Source organism: Leeuwenhoekiella marinoflava DSM 3653, from assembly GCF_900129005.1.
GTDB lineage: Bacteria > Bacteroidota > Bacteroidia > Flavobacteriales > Flavobacteriaceae > Leeuwenhoekiella > Leeuwenhoekiella marinoflava.
Window position 1 is genome coordinate 156,825 of sequence record NZ_FQUN01000007.1, and the last position, 22,658, is coordinate 179,482.

15 protein-coding genes are annotated in these 22,658 nt (G+C 35.1%); 11 read left to right on the plus strand and 4 right to left on the minus strand.

All coding sequences use genetic code 11. The annotated features are described in order from the left end of the window. Positions 1-2: 2 nt before the first annotated feature. From BUB91_RS06685 to BUB91_RS06700, 4 genes are all read right to left on the minus strand, one after another. A complete protein-coding gene (locus BUB91_RS06685; protein ID WP_083557864.1) occupies positions 3-1,565 on the minus strand; it encodes a TrkH family potassium uptake protein in 1,563 nt (520 codons plus the stop codon). Then, positions 1,558-1,854 (minus strand): hypothetical protein, encoded by a 297-nt coding sequence (locus tag BUB91_RS06690; RefSeq protein ID WP_073098460.1) that lies wholly within the window; start codon positions 1,852-1,854, stop codon positions 1,558-1,560. The genes BUB91_RS06685 and BUB91_RS06690 overlap by 8 nt, the downstream gene beginning before the upstream one ends. 202 nt (positions 1,855-2,056) lie before the next feature. Beyond that, positions 2,057-2,734, minus strand: coding sequence for a response regulator (locus tag BUB91_RS06695; RefSeq protein ID WP_073098461.1), 678 nt, complete (start codon positions 2,732-2,734; stop codon positions 2,057-2,059). Beyond that, positions 2,727-3,800 (minus strand): sensor histidine kinase, encoded by a 1,074-nt coding sequence (locus BUB91_RS06700; RefSeq protein WP_073098462.1) that lies wholly within the window; start codon positions 3,798-3,800, stop codon positions 2,727-2,729. The genes BUB91_RS06695 and BUB91_RS06700 overlap by 8 nt, the downstream gene beginning before the upstream one ends. Positions 3,801-4,135: 335 nt before the next feature. Here BUB91_RS06700 and BUB91_RS06705 point away from each other — a divergent pair, with 335 nt between their 5' ends. The 11 genes from BUB91_RS06705 to BUB91_RS06755 all read left to right on the plus strand — a co-directional run bounded on the left by BUB91_RS06705 (position 4,136) and on the right by BUB91_RS06755 (position 22,566). Further along, positions 4,136-4,342, plus strand: coding sequence for a hypothetical protein (locus BUB91_RS06705; RefSeq protein ID WP_073098463.1), 207 nt, complete (start codon positions 4,136-4,138; stop codon positions 4,340-4,342). Between the two features lie 643 nt (positions 4,343-4,985). Further along, positions 4,986-5,549, plus strand: coding sequence for an RNA polymerase sigma factor (locus tag BUB91_RS06710; protein WP_073098464.1), 564 nt, complete (start codon positions 4,986-4,988; stop codon positions 5,547-5,549). A gap of 163 nt (positions 5,550-5,712) precedes the next feature. Continuing rightward, positions 5,713-6,882 (plus strand): FecR family protein, encoded by a 1,170-nt coding sequence (locus BUB91_RS06715; RefSeq protein WP_073098465.1) that lies wholly within the window; start codon positions 5,713-5,715, stop codon positions 6,880-6,882. A 163-nt stretch (positions 6,883-7,045) separates the two neighbouring features. Continuing rightward, positions 7,046-10,375 (plus strand): SusC/RagA family TonB-linked outer membrane protein, encoded by a 3,330-nt coding sequence (locus BUB91_RS06720; RefSeq protein WP_164917833.1) that lies wholly within the window; start codon positions 7,046-7,048, stop codon positions 10,373-10,375. 11 nt (positions 10,376-10,386) lie between these two features. Further along, complete coding sequence (locus BUB91_RS06725) at positions 10,387-11,856, plus strand: RagB/SusD family nutrient uptake outer membrane protein (protein WP_073098467.1); 1,470 nt, start codon at positions 10,387-10,389, stop codon at positions 11,854-11,856. Between the two features lie 22 nt (positions 11,857-11,878). Further along, positions 11,879-12,583 carry a DUF4843 domain-containing protein gene (locus BUB91_RS06730; RefSeq protein ID WP_073098468.1) on the plus strand — a complete coding sequence of 235 codons (705 nt, stop codon included), beginning with the start codon at positions 11,879-11,881 and terminating at the stop codon, positions 12,581-12,583. A gap of 79 nt (positions 12,584-12,662) precedes the next feature. After that, positions 12,663-14,147 (plus strand): PKD-like family lipoprotein, encoded by a 1,485-nt coding sequence (locus BUB91_RS06735; protein WP_241652579.1) that lies wholly within the window; start codon positions 12,663-12,665, stop codon positions 14,145-14,147. Positions 14,148-14,257: 110 nt separating this feature from the next. After that, entirely contained in the window at positions 14,258-16,519 is a 2,262-nt protein-coding gene (locus BUB91_RS06740; protein ID WP_073098470.1) for a Gldg family protein, read from the plus strand. Positions 16,520-16,521: 2 nt separating this feature from the next. Then, positions 16,522-17,445 (plus strand): ABC transporter ATP-binding protein, encoded by a 924-nt coding sequence (locus BUB91_RS06745; protein ID WP_072981505.1) that lies wholly within the window; start codon positions 16,522-16,524, stop codon positions 17,443-17,445. 29 nt (positions 17,446-17,474) lie between these two features. After that, complete coding sequence (locus tag BUB91_RS06750) at positions 17,475-19,739, plus strand: Gldg family protein (protein ID WP_073098471.1); 2,265 nt, start codon at positions 17,475-17,477, stop codon at positions 19,737-19,739. A gap of 4 nt (positions 19,740-19,743) precedes the next feature. Then, a complete protein-coding gene (locus BUB91_RS06755; protein ID WP_073098472.1) occupies positions 19,744-22,566 on the plus strand; it encodes a M16 family metallopeptidase in 2,823 nt (940 codons plus the stop codon). The last annotated feature ends 92 nt before the right edge of the window (positions 22,567-22,658 follow it).

The following is a 22,658-nucleotide window of genomic DNA, read 5'->3' on the forward strand; positions in this document are numbered from 1 at the left end:
GATTATAGTTTGCGTGCTTTGGTTCCGAAAAAAAGTATGCGAACCAGCACAAGCACAGGTATGATTTCGATTCTGCCAGACCACATTTGCAGGATGTAAACCGTTTCTAAAACCGGCGACATAGAAGGGTCTGATATCCCGGAAGAAAGACCTACCGTTCCCTGTGCAGATGCTGCTTCAAAGAGTGCATCTGCCAGTGTAAAATCGCTACTCATGTAATACACCGTAAGCATGGTCGAGCTAAAAACAAATAATAAATAGATTAAAGTGAAAATCCCGGCCCGGGCTAACTCTTGATTCATTTCTGCAGGCATCATATAGCGATTATTGAACTTGACGCTCTTAATGGTATTTTCAGAGAGAAAGATCTTATTGATGTGCCAGCGCAGGCCTTTCTGTAATAACAAAGCCCTTATGATTTTAATTCCGCCCACAGTTCCTCCGGCAGAACCTCCTACGATCATTGCTGCAGCAACAATAAAGAGTATGGAAAGATCACTCCAGTCGCCTATTGCTGAAGTTTGCCAGCCGGTTGTAGAAAGTGCGCTAATGAATTGAAAAACACCTTCTCTAAAAGGTTCTAGAACAGTACCAGACTGCATCAGTAACAACGACAATACAATACCGCCTGCTACTGAAGCTATAAGTACCGCACGTGTTTGAATATCGTTCCAGACTTCACTGAATTTTTTCAGAATAATAAATCGGTATAAAAAGGGAATAGAAAGTCCGCCCAGCAACATCGGAAGTAAAAAGAGCATTTCCATTTTTTCAGAATGGTAACCCGCTATACTATCATCAAGCGTGCTAAAACCTCCTGTAGATTGCCCGGCCATTGCATGGTTGATGGCATCAAAAATATTTTCAGCTAAAGGATATTCAGGCAAAATAAAGTAGGTGCCGATGGCGATGTAAAAAAACATAATAAGCGTGATTATGAAATAGACCTTCCATATAGACCGTGCTGTCTCGATCACGTTTGTTTTCAACTTGGTTCCGCTGGCTTCAGAGCCATAGAGTAAAATAGCAGATTGTCCGGGAATGTGTTTAAAAACAGCTAAAGCCATTACAATAAAACCGGCGCCACCCACCCATTGTGAAAAACAGCGGTAAAAAAGAATCGCTTTACCTACCGAAGGTTCATGATAAGCCATCGTTAAGCCTGTAGTGGTAAATGCACTGGTACTTTCAAAAATACAATGCAGGATGTTTTTAAAATTGAGAATACTCGATTCGGTATACGAAGCACCTGCAGGTATAAATTCCCGCATAATTTCAAGGGGGGTGATGTTTGCAATTACATAATAAGGCAAAGCTCCCATAATGATAATACTAAGCCAACCAAATGCCGCAATAATAAGAGATTGCTGGTATTTGGGTTCTTGAGCGTCATTCAGGAATTTATAAATAATATACCCCAGACCGGAAGTTAAAATTCCCGAAGTGGCAAACCCTAATAAGGAGTACCATTCTTTGTAAAGGATAGCTACCAGACATGGGACAAGCATAACACCTCCAAGAATAATCAGAAGGCTCGAGATTTGTTTGATAATTGTCTTATACATGTGGATTCAGGTTAGTGCCAAATTGTTGTAGAAGCATTTGAAGTTGAAGAAGTAGGGTGTTCAGTTCTTCAAAAACCTTCAGGTTTTGCCGGGTAGTCGTCACATACTTTTGAAGGGGAACAAGTTTACCCGAAAAATCAAGTTCTTCCTCGCTTGAAAGGACTTCTCCCATCAACCTGTTCAATTCTGAATCAACTCCTTGAATGGTGAGTGTGGAGTTGGTTAGATTGCTCACCTTTCGCATTTGAAATAAAATAGCGACAAGCAGCTTTGCCTTTGATTGTTCCATCCTACTGAATTTTTAAAAAAGGGTTGAAACTGTGTGTTCTACCCTTAATTAAGAAGTCGGGTTTGAGGAGTAAACTGTAATGAACATCTATACAGTCTTCAACTCCCTTAAAACCTTAGCTTCTTAGACAATACAAAGTTGAGGCGAAAAGAATATGTATAAAATCAAAGAACTGGCAACCGGTATAAAGATTTTATAAAGACTATTGAAAACGGTAGCCTACGCCACTCTCGGTAATGAGGTGTTGGGGATTGTTTGGGTTTTCTTCTATTTTCTTCCGAAGTGACCCTACAAATACTCTTAGGTATTGCGTTTCGGTCTGGTAGCCATAGCCCCAAACTTCTTTTAAGATGTATTGATGGGTAAGTACCTTACTTTCATTTTTAGCAAAAAGAGCCAGTAAGTTATATTCGGTAGCCGTGAGTTTTACGATCTCGTTATTGCGTTTTACAATACGCGCTACCAGATCAATTTCCAGTTCGTTTGCAGTAACTACAGATGCGTTAACTGCGGTCTGGCTTCTGCGTATTGCAGCTCTAATGCGGGCGAGGAGTTCGCCTGTTCTAAAAGGTTTGGTCAAATAATCTGTAGCACCGGTATCTAAAGCAGATACGATGTCTTTTTCATTATCCAATACAGAAAGAATGATTACAGGCTTGGCGTACCAGTGCCGGAGTTCGCTTAAAACCTGGTGCCCGCTCTTATCGGGTAGCCCTATATCTAGAATAATGAGATCTGGAGGATGATTAGCCGCCATTAAAATCCCTTCTTTAGCAGTACGCGCCTGCACTACTTTATAGTCATTGCTTTCCAGATTGATCTGAAGCAATTTCTGTATTTGGGGCTCATCATCAATAATGAGAATCTCGGCTTTATTCATGTTCAAAATCTTTTAAAGCAAGCGTTTTAGATGGAATACATACATTGAAAAGAGCGCCACCTGTTTTCTTATTTTCTAAGGATATGGTTCCCGCCAAAGCCTCGGTAAACCCTTTAGCAATTGAAAGACCTAATCCCGTACTACCGGTAGCCTGATTATTGAGCTTGTAAAATTTATCAAAAGCAACAGGAATACTCGCTTTAGGAAAACCATTCCCATTGTCGGAAACACTAATTTTTAAAGATTGATCTTTAAGACGTGCTTCGATTAATATGGTGGTTTGCTTCGGAGTATGTTGCAACGCATTGTAAACAAGATTTTGAAGAATGGTTTCCAGAAACCCACCATCTGTCCAGACCAGATCCAGATTTTTCTGCGGCGTAAAGACTAATTGATGATTTGCGACGTGTTCCTGGTTTTGTTTCAGCACATTAAAAATTAGCTCATTGACATCAAACCAGTCAAAAGAGGGCTTTAAGATCCCAGCTTCGAGTCGACTCATATTCAACAGGTTTTCTACCTGCCTGTTTAACCGCGAACCTGCAATTGAAATCTCATCATACAATTCCTGTTTATGCGTTTCAGAAAGTTTGGCTTTTTGATCCTGTATGGTATCTATAGAACCGATTATGGTTGCAATAGGAGTTCGTAACTCATGAGAAAGTGAATTTAAGAGAATGTTATACAGGTTTATGGTCTTGGTCTTTTCTTCTTCGTCCCTTTTCTTACTGTTGTAATCTCTGATTTTATAGGTCAGTACGGCATTGACCAAAGCCAAAATCAAGTACATAAAAAACATCAGTACATCTTCGGTACTTACTATTTTAAAGGTGTAAAGTGGTGTAATAAAACAGAAATTAAGCAATACGGCACTGCTTAAAGCTGTAATTAAAACCGGCCAAATATCAAAAAGCATGGCACTTATCGAAACTACAAGCAAATAAATCAAAGCTACTCCCTGATATCCAATATGGTGAATTGATACTTGAGAAATAAGCGTTGCTGCGACAATGAGTAAGCCGCTTATCAAATACGGATTCGATCTTTTATAGATTGTTAAAGGCATCAAATTCCTGTTTCTACGAAGTTACTTTAGATTCTATAAATATTTTATAAAAAATAAGCAGTTTGCATAGTCAGGCTCTCAAGTCACTCTTTTTATAAAAGCTATCCTCAATTCTAAATTTTAAATACCGGCAATCGAAAAGAAAACACATATCGGGAGAAAGATCGCCCGCACCCGTGAGCTGCTCGGGATGAAATAAGAAACTCTTACTCAAGAGCTGGGGATCAGTAATCAAAGTGTTTCGCATGTCGAGCAGAGTGAAGCCTTAAAGGTCACTTTTTGAAGAACACGCTCTGATCAAATAGTTAGCGGATGAAAATGAAGATCCTCGTTGAATGGTTTTATCTGCAGCATTTCATTTGCTAAGCGACTATCGAGTTGACTTATTTCAAGTTGCGGAAAAAGAATTCGGAAAAAATATTCCTGAAAAATGTAGGATTGGAATAAAAGGAGAAGGTTATAATGGAGGAGTTGTATTTCCTCAAAAAGAAATTAAAAGTTGGATTGAATTAAGGTGCAAAATAATGAAACAAATAAATTAAAAAATACGTTTGGTAACACCGATAACCGTTGCACAAGCCCCTAATTCTTATAAAATCTCATTTATTTAAACCGTCCCGATAGCTCGGGATGAGCGGTTTTCTAGTTTTAGGCCTTTTGTGAATTAGCAATATGAAGTCCCTTTAAAATAGACTTATACTCCTGATTTAACGTCATTGCAAACTTTAAAAACAAACCGAGCATTCCTGCCCACTTTTCATTCGGTTTTGCGTGAATTTCATTCTAGATACTAATCTTACTTTATACGTTATCATGGACTAGGAATAGGCTTTTGCGGTCTGGACGGGACTCGAACTAATCTGTGAGCACCAGTGTTGTAAGGGGTTTGAAATAGCCAATTTTTGATGACTCACCGAATCGTACACCTAATTTGAAAGTTTAACATTTTTAACACAAATAGAATTTCTAATGTTGACTTTAATATAAAATATTACATCTCAATTTTACAATTGAATTGGCTTTTTATAAAGCAAAATTTTTTATACAAATTTTGTTATTTTAAAAATAATATTACATTTGACTCTATTGGATAAATATTATTTAATGATATTTATTATTTGATGAATTATTTATAATATATTTTTAATCTTGCAATTTAACCTCCATAAAAATGAAGATGTGCTAATGGTCCAAAAATTAGCTAAGGGGGATGAACGTGCATTCAAATTTCTCTATAATAAGTATTATAATGATGTTTATAGATTCTCTCTTAGTCTATTAAAATCATCGGCAAATGCTGAAGAAATACTTCAAGATGTGTTTTTACAATGCTGGTTGAATAGAGGCAATCTTGACCATAAAAAATCATTTAAGTCGTATTTATTTACTTGTGTTAGAAATGCAGCATTTAATGCGCTAAAGAAAAAGGCATATGAAAATAAATTGAAGAGTTCACTAGAGCTAAAGATTGAGTCAAGTGCAAATACTACTGAAAACAACCTCATAACTGAAGATTATAATAGATTACGTATAAAAGCTATAGATAGCTTACCTCCTAAACGTAAACTGATATTTGAGATGTCTCGTAAAGAGGGTATGAGCTATGAAGATATCAGTCGAGAACTAAATTTATCCATAAGCACAGTAAAGAATCAAATGAGTAAGGCTTTAGAGAATATAAGAACATATCTTCATATGAATTCTGATCTACCTATAGGAGTTTTACTTTTAGTATTATTTCAAATTTAGAAACAAAAATTTCAATTAATAAAGTGTTAACAAAGCCCCGTAAATCGGGGCTTTGTTGTTATTGTTTTGCTAAAAATTGAGTGTATATGTGAAAATTTTTAATAAAAGGAATAGTACTTAGGTAATTCTCAGTTGTATTATATATGACTAGCCATTAAAATTTATGTCAGATAGCAAACAAGAAATAAGGGATCTACTAAAAAAGTACGCATTAAATAAATGCACATCAGTTGAAATAGCGCGGTTAACAACGTTATTTCAACAAAATGAAATTGATGAAACTGATATTGATGTAGTGCATATTTTAGATTCTTTGGGAGACACTTACAATTTAGATAAGGGAAGAGCGGAGAAAATATATCAAGAAGTAATCCGGCTTGGTGATAAGAGGAAATATGCTGTTATAAAACGTCGAAATAGGGTTGCTTTGATTTCAGCTGTTGCAGCTGTATTTGTTGGTCTTATATCTTTCATTTTGGTGAAGAATTCTTTGAATAATATTGAACGGCCAAGTTTGGACGCTCTAATCGTTAATGAGGAAGTCCTATTAGAAACAGGAAATTCACAATTCGAAATAACACTTACTGATAGTCAGGAAGATAGTATATCTGTATCAGGTAAGATGGTCGCTAGGATAAGTAATAATACCATTATTCTTCCTCAAATAAGCAACTTAGTTAAGAATATAGAATTCTCAACGTTAAAAGTTCCATACGGTAAAAAAGCAAGAATGATTTTGTCTGATAGTACTAAAGTCGTTTTAAATGCAGGATCTCAGCTTCGGTTTCCAAATCATTTTTCTTTCAAAGGAGCTCGTAAAGTTGAACTAATAGGAGAAGCTTATTTTGAAGTCACAAAGAATAAAGAACATCCATTTATTGTAGAAACAAAAAATCTTGATGTACAAGTTTTAGGAACCCAGTTTAATGTTTCAGCATTTCAAAATGAATCTAAGACTAATGTTGTTCTTGTAGAAGGTTTGGTTCAAATCGACTTTCAGTCGAAAGAACCTAGTGCCATCCTAAATCCAGGTGAAATGGCTATTCATAATGCCAAAGTAAATAAAAGCGAAATTCATCAAGTCATCCCTGAAATTTATACCTCTTGGATGAATGATAAGTTAATATTTAGAAATATTGAGTTTGATGAACTTCTAACACGATTAGAAAGGCATTATAATGTTTCTATTGTTAATGATGATGCTGAATTAGGAAAGGAAATTTTCAATGCAAATTTTGGGGATTCTAATATTGACGAAGTTTTTGAATACTTCAATGAGATTCACAAAATTGACTACCAAATAAGTGGAAATAAAATTATAATTAAAAACTAAATACTTATGAAAAAAAAGTAACCGGAAAATGGTTCCAGCACTTTCCGGTTGAATTAAATCGATCAGCTCATAAAACTAATCCATTATCTAATTATTTAAATGTATGAAAAAACTTCTTACTAGAACAAGAAGAAAAGTATTGTCTTACCCTAAAAGTTTTTCTATGAAAATACTTCTTCTCTATTTCTTGACTACCACATCCCTATTTCAAGCCAGCGAGAAAAACCCTAAAAACTTGATAACTTTAAAGTTAAGTGATATTACAATAGGGCAGCTATTTGATCAAATTGAATTGTCTACAGATTATCGCTTCGTATATAAAGTCCAAGACATAGACCTAACAAAAAAGATTGATGTAGATGCTAAGAATCAAGATATTGAAACTCTTTTGACTGATGTTTTAGCCACTCTTCAGACTAGCTTTACTTTAAACGGTAAGCAGATAATTTTAAAGCAAGATAACAAGCCAAAGATTTCAATAAGTTATTCTGATAATAAAGAAGTTCAAAAACCGGTTAGTGGTACTATAACAAATGATTTGGGGAATCCATTTCCGGGTGTTTATATAGTAAAGAAGAATACTAATGACGGTACATTAAGTGATCTAGATGGAAAATATACCATTAATGTTTCTCCGCAGGATACCTTAGTATTCAGTTATCTTGGTTATACTACTACGTCAAGGATTGTAGGCCAACAATCGACTATCAATGTTCAAATGAAGCAGAGTACTTCAGAGCTTTCAGAAGTTATTATTAATGGAATTTTTGAGAGAAAAGCAGAGAGTTTCACAGGTTCAGCAGTAACTTTTACTAAGGAAGAGTTAAGCCGAGTTGGGAATCAAAATATCTTTCAGACTATTCAAAATATAGATCCGTCAATTGCAATTCTGGATAATTTTGAATTAGGATCAAATCCTAACGCATTACCTGATATGCAGATTCGTGGAACTTCTACTTTTCCGGGTGAAGGGGTTGATGGATTTAAAGGGAATTATTTAAAAAGTCCCAATCAACCTTTGTTTATTCTCAATGGTTTTGAAGTTACTGTAGAACGTGTTTTCGATCTGGATTTTAATCGAATTAAAAGTCTTACAATTTTAAAGGATGCGGCCTCTAAGTCGCTCTATGGTTCAAGAGCGGCAAATGGCGTCGTAGTCATCGAAACTGATCAACTGAAAAATTCAGAGACACGCATTACATATAACGCTATGTTGGATGTAGAGTTACCAGATCTTTCTAGTTACAATCTAACAAATTCTTTGCAAAAACTGGAAGCAGAGCAGTTAAATGGTTTTTATGAGGCCCGTAATGTTGAAGATTACATTGAGTTACAACAATTATATAATAGCCGCCTAAAACTTGCAAAGGAGGGGCTGAACACCGATTGGATGGCTCTTCCGTTGAGAAATGCAATAGGGCAAAGACATTCATTAGGTGTTGAATTAGGAGGGCAAAATTTAAGAGTTTTTGCAAATCTTAATTATCAAAAAAAAGCAGGTGTAATGAAGGATTCTTATCGTGAAAATATAGGTGGTGGAATTACTACTATGTATTCCATTGATAATTTAAAGTTTAGAAATATTACAACGGTTATTTCGAATTCAGCAGCAGAATCTCCTTATGGTACTTTCAATGAGTATGCAATTATGAATCCGTACTGGAGGGCTAAAAATATAGATGGGACTATACCGTATTATGCTGAGTTTTTTGATGCCGATAATAACTATACCAATCCACTTTATAATTCCACAATTGGAGTAAAAAATGAATCTAGTTATTTCAATTTTATAAACAACTTTTATTTGGAGTGGCAGCTGATTCCTTCTTTGAAAACAATTGCTAGAATAGGTGTTGATGTAAAACGAAATGACGCAGACGAGTTTTACCCTGGGCAACATACACAATTTGATAATTATGTAGATGATGAGCGCAAGGGGTCTTATCAAGTAAATAATGGTAAAAGCACATTTCTAACGGGAAATCTAAATCTTCAATACTCTAGAAATTTTGGGAAACATTTTGTATTTGGGAATGCCTCTTTTGATATAAATGAGCGTAAATATGAAGAACTACAACATCTTGCAGAAGGTTTTCCTAGCAGTAGACTTAACAACATAACCTTTGCAAGAGCTTACGCACTCGACTCAAGACCTATAGGAATAAGTGGGATTTCAAGAGAGCTGGGTTTTCTGGCAGTAGGATCCTATGTGTATGACAATAGGTTTTTAAGTGACCTTACTCTAAGATCAAGTGCTTCCTCTCAATTTGGAGCAGACAAAAGATGGTCTACCTTTTGGAGTTTAGGGCTCGGCTGGAATTTACACAATGAGAGTGTTTTTAGAAAAAGTGTATTCGAGCAATTGAAAGTTAGGGGTTCTTTAGGTTCAACGGGAAATCAGAATTTTAATACCAATCAGTCTATTGTAACCTATGCTTATTATCAGGACGCTTTTTATCAAGATTTTCCAGGATCGTATATACTTAACCTAGGTAACCCTAATCTTCAGTGGGAAAGCAAATTTGATTACAATATTGGACTAGATACTAAGATAGGAGGATTGAGTTTACGTTTTGATTATTATGAAAATTATACAGAAAATTTAATAACAGATGTGTCTTTACCTTATTCTAACGGGTTTGATAGTGTTAAAGAAAATTTGGGTAAGGTAAAAAACAGTGGTATAGATGCTAATGCTACCTATCTCATTTGGTCAAACGGCACCAACTTTTTAAATGTGAATTTTGGAATTGCTACAAACACGAATAAAATTGTTGAACTATCTAATGCAATGCGAAGCTTTAATGAGTCTCAAGAGGAACTTGCTGCAGATGAGGAAAATAATACTCCTGTTCTAAGATATGAAGATGGGATGTCTATGAATGCAATCTGGGCCGTGCAATCTGCGGGTATTGACCCTGCCAGTGGTCGTGAAATTTTCATCAACAAAGACGGTAGTACAACTTATGAATGGGATGCGACCCAAATGGTTGTCGTAGGAGATAATAATCCTAAGTATCGTGGAGTAGTTGGTATTTCTGGAGAATATGAGCGGTTTGGCCTAAGTGTTACAGCACGATATCTAGGTGGCGGTCAGCTGTACAATCAAACTCTTGTAGATAAGGTTGAAAATGTTGATATGAATTACAACGTTGATGAACGTGTGCTTACTGGAAGATGGCAGTATCAAGGTCAGCAAAGTTATTTTAGAGGTATACGTGTTTTCAATTACGCTACTAATGGATATACCTTTGATAGAAGCTTAACTAAGCCTACTTCACGTTTTGTACAGGATCGTAATGAATTAGATATCGCAGCAATAAGTGCATATTATGACTTCGGTAAATCTATTAATAAAGCTCTTGGCCTAGAGCGTTTACGATTAGGGTTCAATATGAATAACGTTGTGAAGTTTTCAACCATTGAAATAGAGCGTGGAACCTTGTATCCTTTTTCAAGAACAATGTCATTTAGTCTAACTGCTACTTTCTAAAATTAATTACTATGAACAAAATATATATAAAATTTCTGATGTGCTTAGTTCTGGTTTTAGGGGCCGGGTGTGAGAATGACTGGTTAGATGAGCAATCTAGCAACCAACTTACTGCAGAAGAGCAGTTTGAAACTATCGATGGATTTAAGGATGCATTAATAGGCTCTTATATAGGTTTAACTGCTGAAGAGCTTTATGGAAAAGATTTATCTTGGAATATGGTTGACTTGCTGAGTCAACAATATGCAGCCTTACCTGTTCAGGCTCAATATGCTGGGATACAGCAATTTCAGTATGAGACACTAAGGTCGGCTGGTCAAATTGAGGCTTCTTGGAGTGGGGCATATAATACAATTGCAAATGTAAATTTAGCATTGGAAATGACTGAAAAAAACAGGTCGGTACTCGGAGATATTAATTATAGACTGATAAGAGGAGAACTATTAGGTCTTCGGGTATTTCTTCATTTTGATATGATGCGCCTATTTAATGCAGGTAATCTAGAAAATCGACCAGAGCTATTTCAAGAATATGCCATACCCTATGTAACCACCTTTGATAAAGAAATTAAACCTCAGTTAAGCTTTAGTGAAACTTTTGAGATGATGGAAGCTGACTTGCAGGAATCACTATCCTTATTAGAGGAAGATCCTGTTTTTTCAGAACAGTCAGATAATTATTATGCTGAGGTTAACCGAGATGGATTTTACAATTTCCGTGAGCAACGTATGAATTATTTTGCTGTAAAAGCTTTATTAGCAAGAGTGTTGCAATGGCAGGGTGATCAAGAAGCGGCTGGAACCGTAGCGCAAGAGATTATTGATGATTCTTTTGCGATGCTTATCGATTCAGATTCTCATCCGGTTTCTACAGATCGCATATTGTATCAAGAGGTGTTGTTTATGATAGATGTCGAAGGTCTTATAGATGATATAAACCCTTTGCTTAGAGCAGAAGGAGACAATGCTAATTATGATGCTTTGTATTATACATCCAATTATGTAAATGAAACATTTGAAACAGAAAATGTAAATGTGGGTGTTCCAGATGTACGCTTTAATACCTTGATGCAAACTCAAGCAAGGGGAGTTGTGAATTTAAAGTTATTCCAAAATAATATGCGTGCAGAAAATTATAATCAAATACCGCTTATTAAGCTTCCAGAGATGTATTATATAGCTGCCGAGGCTTATGCTAAGAGCAATATGCTTGATCAAGCTGTAGAACTTCTTAACACGGTTAGAAGTAGTAGAGGCATAATTGAACAAATTCCAAGTGATGCTTCTCAAGAGGATGTTCTTTTAGAAGTATATAAAGAATACCACAAAGAATTTTTAGGTGAAGGTCAGTGGTTTTATTATTTAAAAAGAAATGGTATTGCAGAAATACCTGGAGTATTTGACAATACCATTACTATTGATGATCAAGAATATGTATTACCATATCCAGACAATGAAGTAGAATTTGGAAATAGAAATTAGTACTCCATAAACTTTTAACATTATGAAAATCTTTAAATTAATATTTAGCTTGGTATTTATAATAGTACTTAGCTCATGTGAAAAGGATGAGTTGACTGGTTTCTCGACTGCACCTGCTATAAATTTTATAAACGATTCTACTCAATATTCTTTTATACAGGAACCAGCGGATGAGCATATCGTAGAAATTCCAGTTTTTGTTACAGGGGATTCAACTTCTTATGACCGGTTTTTTAACGTAGAGGTTCTTAACGATCCTGAAACTACAGCTTCAGAAAGTCAATATGAAATTGTTGAAGGAATCATTCCTTCTGGCAGCTTTAGTGGAAATCTGAAGGTTGAAGTAAGGAAAAGTCCTGCACTTGATGAAAGCTCTGTAGCTATTAAACTTTTGATAGTTTCCTCTGATGATTTTGTTGCTGGTGCTGAAGAAAGCAATCAGACTAAATTAATTTGGACTAATAAAATAGTCATTCCAGCGTGGACTTATTTTAGATATTTTTTTACAGCATATCCCAGCAGTCGTGCTTACCGCATTTTCATTGAAGTAACAGGAATGACCACTTTTTCATTAGCAGACTATAGAGAGGTTGGTCCGACCGGTGCTCAGGCTTTAGGTAGGGCTTATGGGGATTATATTAGAGCTTATAATGCGGAGCATCCTGGAGAACCTTTAGTTCATGATGATGGGCCAAATGCAGGGGAGGAAATCGTTCCGGTATATTAAGCATTGAATTTTCGATATAACTTATTTAACAAATAAAGCAATGAGAATAATTTTAAGAATAACCTATGCGCTATTACTTATGATAGTAGCACAGTCTTGTTTTGAAGACAACAGTGGTTTCGATATTAATACAATAGATGGTGTAGTTATCGATACCACAGGGAATAGTGAACTCACAGTATTTCAATTTGATAATCTAGTTGTTGAGCCCAATGTGGTCTATGCTGGAAATGAAGAAAACCTGGCCTTTGAGTGGAAAATAAATATCGCACCTACAGATACTATTTTTGACATATTGAGTAATGATAAGAATTTGGATGCCCCAATAGCTTATAGACCTACAGACGCAATTAGAAACCATGAATTGATATTGACTGTTACTGATACTCAAACTGATATTGACTATATTATGGCTTGGCCATTGAGGGTATTAAATAATATTGGACAAGGTATTGTAGTGGCTACAACTTCCGATGGTATGTCAACAGACTTAAGTCATATAATGAGTGAACAGGTGACATCAGATTTTGATGGTTTAGATGTAAAGTACAATGTGTATAGCTCCTTAAATGATGGGACGATTAACGGAGTAACTAAACAGCTTAAATACTACTCAATTTATGGTCAAGATGCTGTATTAGGAATTACCGATAATTCGATCTACAAAATAAATACGGTCGACTTTACATTAGGTGGTACAAATGGAGAATTATTTTACGTAGATAGACCTGTTTACAGTCCTCAAGCTTTAGGGCAGGTAAATCAAGGGAGTCTTTTCATTAATAATGGAAACCTTACCGCTACTTATTTTGGGGCATCTCAAAAATTCGGTGTAGCCTTTGATTCTGAATATACCGTCCCTGGTATAATTGCTGGAAAGACAGTGCAATCCCCGCCCGTAACCATAATGTTTTATGATGAAGAAGTGGATGAATTTGTATACCAGCCTTCAATAACTCAATTTGGGGACAGCAATATGTACGCCATGCCTAATTCAAATGATGGTGCGTTCAATCCATCAACTGTGGATGATAAAATCAATTTAGCAGCAAGTGTAGGAACTGATGGGAATTTTAGACATCTTTTAAAGGACGAAAACAACGGAGATGTAGGATTATATATATTCGATAGTGGCGAAAGTGTTTATCCTGATGTTATTCCACCTTCAGCGATTGGATACTATGATTTATCTGAAGCACCAGAAATTCAAAATGCAGAGTTATTCGTGTTTGTGGATAATCAGAGAATTTTATATTATGCTACAGATACAAAGCTATACGCTGTTCTTTATTCCACTGCGACGGCTACCATACAGGAACGTTATACCTTAGGTGAGGGTGAGCGATTTACTACCCTTCAAATTTATCAAGATGCAGATTATCCATTTGGATCAGATTATTTACCATTAAATAATAGAGCTCTTTTAGCATCAACTTATGATGAAAACGAAGGACGAGTTTATCTCATGCCTCTTATAAATACAGGTGTTGGAAACGTAGATGTAGATAATATACAAATATGGGAAGGATTTGATGAGGTTACAGCTTTAACCAGTCAGTTTTAATTTGTATTAGCTAGGGCACTCTCCTTTTCTTTTCAAAGGATAAGGAGAACCCTTTATTTTTTAATGATGCCGTAGATAGAAATATCTGCAGTACAAGCTTTTTTTGTCTTATGCAAAAGATTTTTAAAATAGCCAAAGTTGAATTGAATATACTCTTTTTCTCTCCAATTGCTTGGTTAGTACTCATCTTATTTATTCTTCAATGTGGACTTACTTTTGTCGATTTAATAGACGCTAGAGAGACCAGCCAGCAGCTAGGGTCTAATTTAAAGTCATTATCAGAGGATATTTTTGGAGGAAATAAAGGGTTCTTTAGTTCAGTTCAAAATAAACTCTATTTATATATTCCACTTTTGACTATGGGGTTAATTAGCAAGGAGCTCCAAAGTGGATCAATCAAACTCTTGTTCTCTTCTCCTGTGACCAGTAGGCAAATCATATTAGGAAAGTTCTTGGCTATGGCTTTCTATGGCTTACTTCTAGTTGGTGTGCTACTATTAATAATAATTGCCGCAGCTTTTAGCATTGATAATCTTGATGTGCAATACTTATTGGGGGGTGTATTTGGCCTTTATCTGTTGCTTTGTGCTTATAGTAGTATAGGTCTGTTTATGTCAAGCCTTACTTCTTATCAGGTCGTTGCTGCCATAAGTACACTAGCTGTATTAGCTGCACTAAATTATGTTGGTACAATAGGGCAGAGTATAGATTTTGTTAGAGATATTACTTACTGGATATCTATTGCAGGAAGAGCCGATAACTTTATAAATGGGTTAATTAGCTCTAAAGACCTTATCTATTTTTTACTTATTATCGGGTTGTTCTTATCCTTGACCGTTATGCGTTTTGATAAAGGTAGAAAACAGACTTCGCAAGCAACTAAATTTTCCTCATATACAGTATTAATTGTTGGTGTTTTAATTGTTGGTTATGTTAGTTCATTGCCCCTTTTAGATGTGTACTATGATACAACCCGTTTCAAAAGGAAAACGTTAACAGATACTACTCTGCAACTTATTAATCGATTAGAAGAGCCTATAACTTTAACTACATATGTTAATGTACTCAATGGATATGCACACATAGGGGCCCCTAAATACAGAATATTTGAATTTAATCAGTTTAGTAAGTTTACTCGTTTTATTCCTGAAATTGATATTTCCTATGTTGCTTATTACGACTCCACCTATACTTCTCGTGATGCAACTATTGATTCTTTTGAAAAGGAGGCCAGAAAATCAGCAGTTGCCTACGGTTATGATTTTAATAAAGTTTTAAGCCCTCAAGAAATACGCTCTAGAGTAGATCTTAGAGATGAGAACAACTTCTTTGTTAGGAAGGTGGGCTATAAGGGTAAAACTACAAGTTTACGTATGTTCTACGATCAGATTGGTTATCCACAAGAACCTGAAATGGCAGCCGCGATAAAACGATTATTAGAAAATCCGGTGCGAGTAGGTTTTTTAAATGGGAATGGAGAACGCGATATTACTAGGGCTGCGGATAAATCCTATTATGAGTTAACTAGTGCTTTACAAAATAGATCAGCATTAGTAAATCACGGTTTCGATATGGATATAATAGACTTGGATAAATCTTCCAAAGAATTGGATTCTCTAGATGTTCTTGTTATTGCTGATCCCTTAATACCTTACTCAGAAAATCAGATACTTCAAGTGAAAAAATTTTTGGATCGTGGCGGAAATGCTTTGATCGCGGGAGAACCAGGAAAAAACCAAATGCTTGATCCATTCTTAAGGCATTTAGGAGTTGAGTTCGACGAGGGCATTTTACTGCAAGAGTCAGAGAAATTTGAGCCGGATTTAGTTCAGACTGAAGTAACACAAGAATCTAAGTTACTTGGAATTAATATGGAAGAAAAAGATGTAATAAGCTTGAGTGGTACCACAGGAATTAAAATTCCGTCAGATACAAATTTTGAGATCACATCTATTTTAAAACCTAAATATTCAAAAGTATGGCAAGAGAACTTGCCATTAGATATTAAGAGTGACTCTCTCAGTTATGAGGAGAATAAAAAAATAGAGCCTCAACTTGCTGTGGCAATGAGCCGTCAATTAAACAAAAAAAGCCAACGAATTATAATTTCGGGAGATGCTGATTTTATGAGTAATGGAGAAATACGTCGTTTTAATCTTACCAATAGAAATAGTGCATTTACAAAGCAGCTTTTTCGATGGTTGAGTAACGATAGGTTTCCTATTGATGTGACAAGAAAGGAAACAATTGACAATACAGTGACAATTAATCAAAAGGGGATACAATTTCTGCAACTGTTTTTTATGATTATCCTGCCTGTAGTTTTAGGTATTTCGGGGATTGGATTATTAATTAAAAGAAAAAGACAATAAAAATGAATAAGGTAATAGCAAAGGTTGAAAACCTATCTCATAAGTACAGTAGAGACTGGGCAATTCGTGATATAAATTTTGAAGTTTTTAATAGAGGGATTCTTGGTCTTTTAGGTTCAAATGGTGCCGGTAAATCTACTACTATGAATATTCTCTGTGGAGTAATTAATCAAACAGAAGGCAATGCCTTTATCGACGGTATTAATATGCGGTCAAAGCCTGTTGAGGCAAAAAAGTTAATTGGTTTTTTGCCTCAAAAAGCACCACTGCACATAGAACTAACTGTAGATGAATATCTTACACATTGTGCGCATCTGAGGTCTATACCTAAGGTCGAGATACCAGATGCATTAGAGCGAGCTAAAGCTAAATGTGGAATAAGTCATTTTAGTAAACGAGTGCTCCGAAATTTATCGGGGGGATATCAACAACGGGTAGGACTTGCTCAAGCAATTATTCATAACCCTAAATTGGTAGTTCTCGACGAGCCTACTAATGGTCTTGATCCCAATCAAATACAGGAGGTTAGAAAATTGATTAAAGAAATTGCTGAAGATCGCGCTGTAATTTTATCTACCCATATTTTATCTGAAGTTCAAGCAACTTGTGATCATATTGTGATGATTGAACAAGGAACGATCGTTTTTTCAGATTCTATGTATGCCTTTAATAATTATATAGCGCCAAACTCTCTTATTATGGAGGGGGAGGTCTTACCTAGTAAAGAAGAGTTGCTAAATGTACCACATATTGAAAAAGTTGAAATTATTAACTCCAATAAAATCCGTTTACGATTCTCGAATGCAGATCATATCACTCAGACCCTCATTCATAAAAGTGTTGAAAAAGGTTGGGATCTAAAAGAGATATATTTAGAAAAAACAGATCTAGATGGAGTATTTGCTCAACTTTCAGGAAAGGCATAAGAACTTAGATATTACTTGAAAAGGAACTCATGAAAAAGATTTTGAAAATAGCCCGATTAGAGTTAAGCATTATGTTTTATTCTCCTATCGCGTGGTTAGTATTAATATTATTTATTATTCAATCTGGAGTCATATATGCGGAAATGCTTTATGATCAGGAAACACGACAACAATTAGGTAGGGCTTTACCAGTAATGACCAAGGCTCTATTTGCTGGAGAAGATGGTGTTTTGGCAAAAATACAAGGCACTCTTTATCTTTACATCCCTATTTTGACTATGGGGCTGATGAGTAGAGAAACTAGTAGTGGTTCTATAAAATTACTATATTCTTCACCCGTAACAGTAGTGCAGATAGCTTTGGGTAAATATCTTTCTATGGTTGGATATGCCTTTCTACTTTGTTTGGTTCTTGCAACATTTATTATAACGGCTTACTATTCGATAACTGGTTTGGATATAGTTTTTGTTCTGGGAGGTATCTTAGGGGTATTCCTATTAATCTGTGCATATTCCGCAATTGGATTATTTATGTCAAGTCTTACGAATTATCAGGTAGTCGCTGCCGTAAGTACTTTGGCCGTGCTGGCGGTTCTCAATTTTATTGGAGGTGTTGGTCAGCAGTATGATTTTGTTAGGGATCTAACTTATTGGTTTGCTATTTCTGGTAGGTCTGAGAATATGGTAAATGGTCTTATTATTAGTAAGGATATTATCTATTTTATTTTGGTAATTCTAATGTTCATAAGCTTTACTATTTTAAAACTTAAGGATGAGAGAAATCTTAAAAAAGGTTTTGCAAAATGGAGCAGGTATGGTTTGCTTATTCTAGTTGTTACTATTGTGGGATATGTATCTTCACGACCTGTTTTTACTTTTTACTTCGATTCAACGCGCTTTGATGATCGTACATTAACTGAAAGCTCTATTGAACTTATTGAGGAACTAGAAGAACCTATAACAATTACAACATATGTCAATTTGGTGCATTATAGTGCTAAACAAGGAAGTCCTTTGAACAGGATAAATGATTTACATCATTTTGATCAATACCGCAGATTCATTCCAGAGATGGAAATGCCCTATATTTCTTATTATGATACGCTTCCATACAAGACGGATACAACAAAGACTCTTTTGCAGAAAGCTAAAACAGCAGCTTCTGCTCATAAATTCAATTTCGATGAAGTTCTAAACCCTAAGCAAATTAGATCAAAAATTGATTTGCTTCCAGAACAAAATAGACTCGTAAGATTTATCTCTTATAAAGGAAAAACGACACCATTAAGGATGTTTGATGATTTATTAGTGTATCCAAATGAAAAAGAGATTTCAGTTGCGATTAAGAGGCTTTTATATGGGCCTTCTGTTATAGGTTTTGCAGAATCCAATGGAGAGAGGGATATTACAAGTGTTGAAAGCGCTGACTATAAAATTTTCACAAATGGGACAAATATTAGGGGTTCTATGGTGAATCAAGGGTTCAAGCCTAAGACGATTGATCTTGAATCTGTAGCTGCAATTCCAGAAGATATTGAAGCTCTAGTTGTTGCAGATCCAAGAGCTGCATATAATGAGAAAGAATTAGATATACTACAAAACTATATTGCATCAGGGAGAAATATGCTCTTGGCTATCGAACCAAATTCACCTTATTTAAATTCTATATTAGATACTTTAGGTTTAGGAGTTAAGCCTGGTGTTCTTTTAGAAGAAAGTGAGGATTATGAAGTAGATTTAATTCAGGCGCAGTACACAAAAGAAGTCAGTGATATCGGAATCCGATTTCGAGACAATTTTATTGTGAGTATGCCAACTGCTTCGGGATTGATCATAAAAGATTCTACTGCGGGTTATCAAATAAAAACACTACTTAAAAGTAATCCCAATAGGGTATGGAATGAAACAGAAGATTTTGATTTAGAAAAGGAACAAGTAACATTTAATCCAGAAAGAAACTCGAAAGTAGAGTTGCCATTAGCGATAGCCTTAACACGAAAGCAAAATGGCAATAATCAGAAAATAGTGATTCTCTCCGATGCTGACTTTATGAGTAACGCAGAGATGGCGCGTAATAATTTGAATACACGTAACTCTATTTTTACAATGGGCCTATTTAAATGGCTTAACGATGATAAATATCCTTTCTCAAGTTCAAGGCCAAGTGCTATAGATAAATCTATTAAAGTAAATCGTACAGGAATATTATGGATAAAGGGTGTTTATATGGGACTTTTTCCAGGATTTATTGTTGTGATTGCACTTCTGTTATTAATTAAGCGTAAAAGAAATTAAAAAAATGAAAAATATTATCCTTAAGGCCTTATTTCTTATCTTGAGTTTGCCGAATGTTTTAGAGGCTCAAGAAACTAATAATGAGAAAACTTTGCCGTTGGATCAGGAGGTTCTAATAGATAGTCTTGATAATGGTCTAACATACTACATTAAAGAAAATGATGAGCCAAATAATAGAGCTTATTTATACCTTGTCTTAAAAGCTGGATCTCTTCAGGAGACCGATGAACAATCAGGGCTAGCACATTTTACTGAGCATATGGCCTTTAATGGTACAGAACATTTTCCTAAAAATGAGCTTATTGATTATTTACAAAGTGCAGGTGTCCGTTTTGGAGCAGATCTCAATGCACATACCGGTTTTGATCAAACGGTTTATAAATTACCCTTACCAACTGATGATAATATATTATTAGAGTCCGGATTTAAGATTCTTTCGGATTGGTCAAACAAAATGTTATTAAATGAGGAAGATATAGAAAGTGAGCGCGGAATTATTATAGAAGAGGAGCGCCAACGTGGGAAGAATGTAAATGAACGTTTAAGTAAACAGCTATTACCGGTTCTTTTAGAAGATTCACGATTTCTAGAACGTATTCCTATTGGAAAAACAGAAAATATCAAAAATTTTAAAACGAGTCAATTAAGGGATTTTTATAACACTTGGTATCAGCCTTACCTTCAGGCTGTAGTAGTGGTTGGTGATATAGAAACAGATCAGGCTGAATCTTATATTAAAAAGTACTTTGGAGAAATACGTTCTAAAAACTTAAGGAATTACCCTAAGGATTATACTATTCCAAATAATCAGAATTCAAAGGTTAAAATAGTAACTGATCCAGAGTTTTCCTATAATGTTGTCTCAGTAGTATATAAACATCGTTCAAAACCATTAAAAACAGAGGCTGATTTTTTACAGGCGATAAAAAGGAGTGCTGTAAATGCTATGTTAGGAGCACGAATACGCGAAATTATACAAAAGGGGAATGCTCCATTTCTCAATGCTAGTATGAAATATGGAGGTTATCAAGGAGGAATTGGGGGGCTAGATGCATTTAATATACAAGTGGTTGCTAAGGATGCATCTACTACAAAGAAAGCAGTGAAAGCGGTAATGCAAGAGTTGGAGCGAGCAGAACGATATGGATTCAATGTTACAGAATGGCAACGGGTGCGTGAAAATTTTTTAACCTCCATTAACAATACCTTCGCAGAAAAGGATAAAATTCCTTCTGAATCTTATGTAAACACCTATTTGAATCATTTTCTAAAGGATGAACCAATTTTAAGTATTGACTATACACATTCTTTCTACAATGAAAAATTAAATGAAATATCGGTTGAGGATTTAAATTCGATTATAAAGGAATGGGTCTCTGACAAAAATCAGATTATTTTTTTACAAGCTTCATCATCAGATGCAAATATTTTACCTGATGAAGAAACTCTAAAAGAATGGGTTAATGGAGAGTTTGAAGAGTTAAACGCTTACACAGATGATGTAATTGAAGGGGCATTATTAGAACAGAAGCTTCCTCAAAGTTCTATCAGATCTGAAAAAACGTTAGATGTTATAGGTGCAAAGGAAATTATCTTAGAAAATGGGTTAAAAGTTATCTTAAAACCCACAGATTTTAAAAATGATCAGATACTTTTTACTGGTTTTAGCGCAGGAGGAACCTCTTTAGCCAATTCTGAATATCTTCCTGCAGCAAAAATTGCAGATAATATTATTCCTGCTTCAGGAATATCTAAGTTCAATGCCACCCAGGTTCAAAAGATGCTTGCTGGTAAAACAATAAGTATCCGACCATTTATCAGTACATATTCCGAAGGTATAAGCGGTGCTTCCAATCAAGAGGACATTGAACAAACATTGGAACTCACTTATCTTTATTTGACACAGCCTAAATTTGATACTACGGTATTTGCAACCTTCAAGCAGAACTATGAAGTTTCACTTAAGGCGAAAACAATAAACCCCATCGCGGTATTTCAAGATACAGTGACAAAAGTAATGCAAGGGGAGAGTTCTTGGGTTAAACCGTTAACTGCAAAAGAATTAGATGAAGCGGACCCTCAACAAGCTTTATCCTTTTTCAAGGACCGATTTGATGATGCGGGAGACTTTACCTTTGTTTTTGTAGGTAATTTTGATATTGAAAAAATAACACCGTTAATTCAAAAGTATTTAGGAGCTCTTCCTGATTCAGGAATTAAAGAATCATACAAGGATGTAGGGATTGCTGCTTTACAAGGTGAGGTTGAGAAAAAGCTATACAAAGGATTGGAGGATAAGGCAACTGTAGTTTTAATCTATCATGATTTATTTAAGTATTCAGATTTGAATACCAAGGCCCTTCAAGCCACTAAGATAATTTTAGAGGATAAAATTTTAAAAAGGCTAAGAGAGAAAGAGGCTGGAGTTTATAGCCCTTCTATAGGATTAAGCCTTAGTAGAATTCCTAAACCTTATTATTCTCTTTCGATTTCTTTTAGCTGTGCTTCCTCAAGAGCAGAAAGCTTAATTGCAGCAGCAAAAGAGGAAATAGGAAAAATTATCAAATCGGGTGTGAGTTTAGAAGACCTAAATAAATTTAAGGCACAAGAACTAAGGCAACATGAACTAAACCTTAGGAATAATAATTTTTGGCTTAGTTATATTAAAAATAGTTATGATTATGATCTTGATTTAAATAGGTTGAAACAATATAAAAAACAGTTGGATTCATTGACTACTATTAAGGCTAGTAAAAAACTAAAAGAATATTTGACTACAAAGAATCAAGCGACTTTAATCTTATACCCTGAAAATTTGGATGAATAATTGCCTATTGAAAATAGAAGAGTAAACAGTTTTTTGTAAGATTCTTGAAATAGTTTATTAAACTTGAATCGAATGATATTCAGGCTCATTCA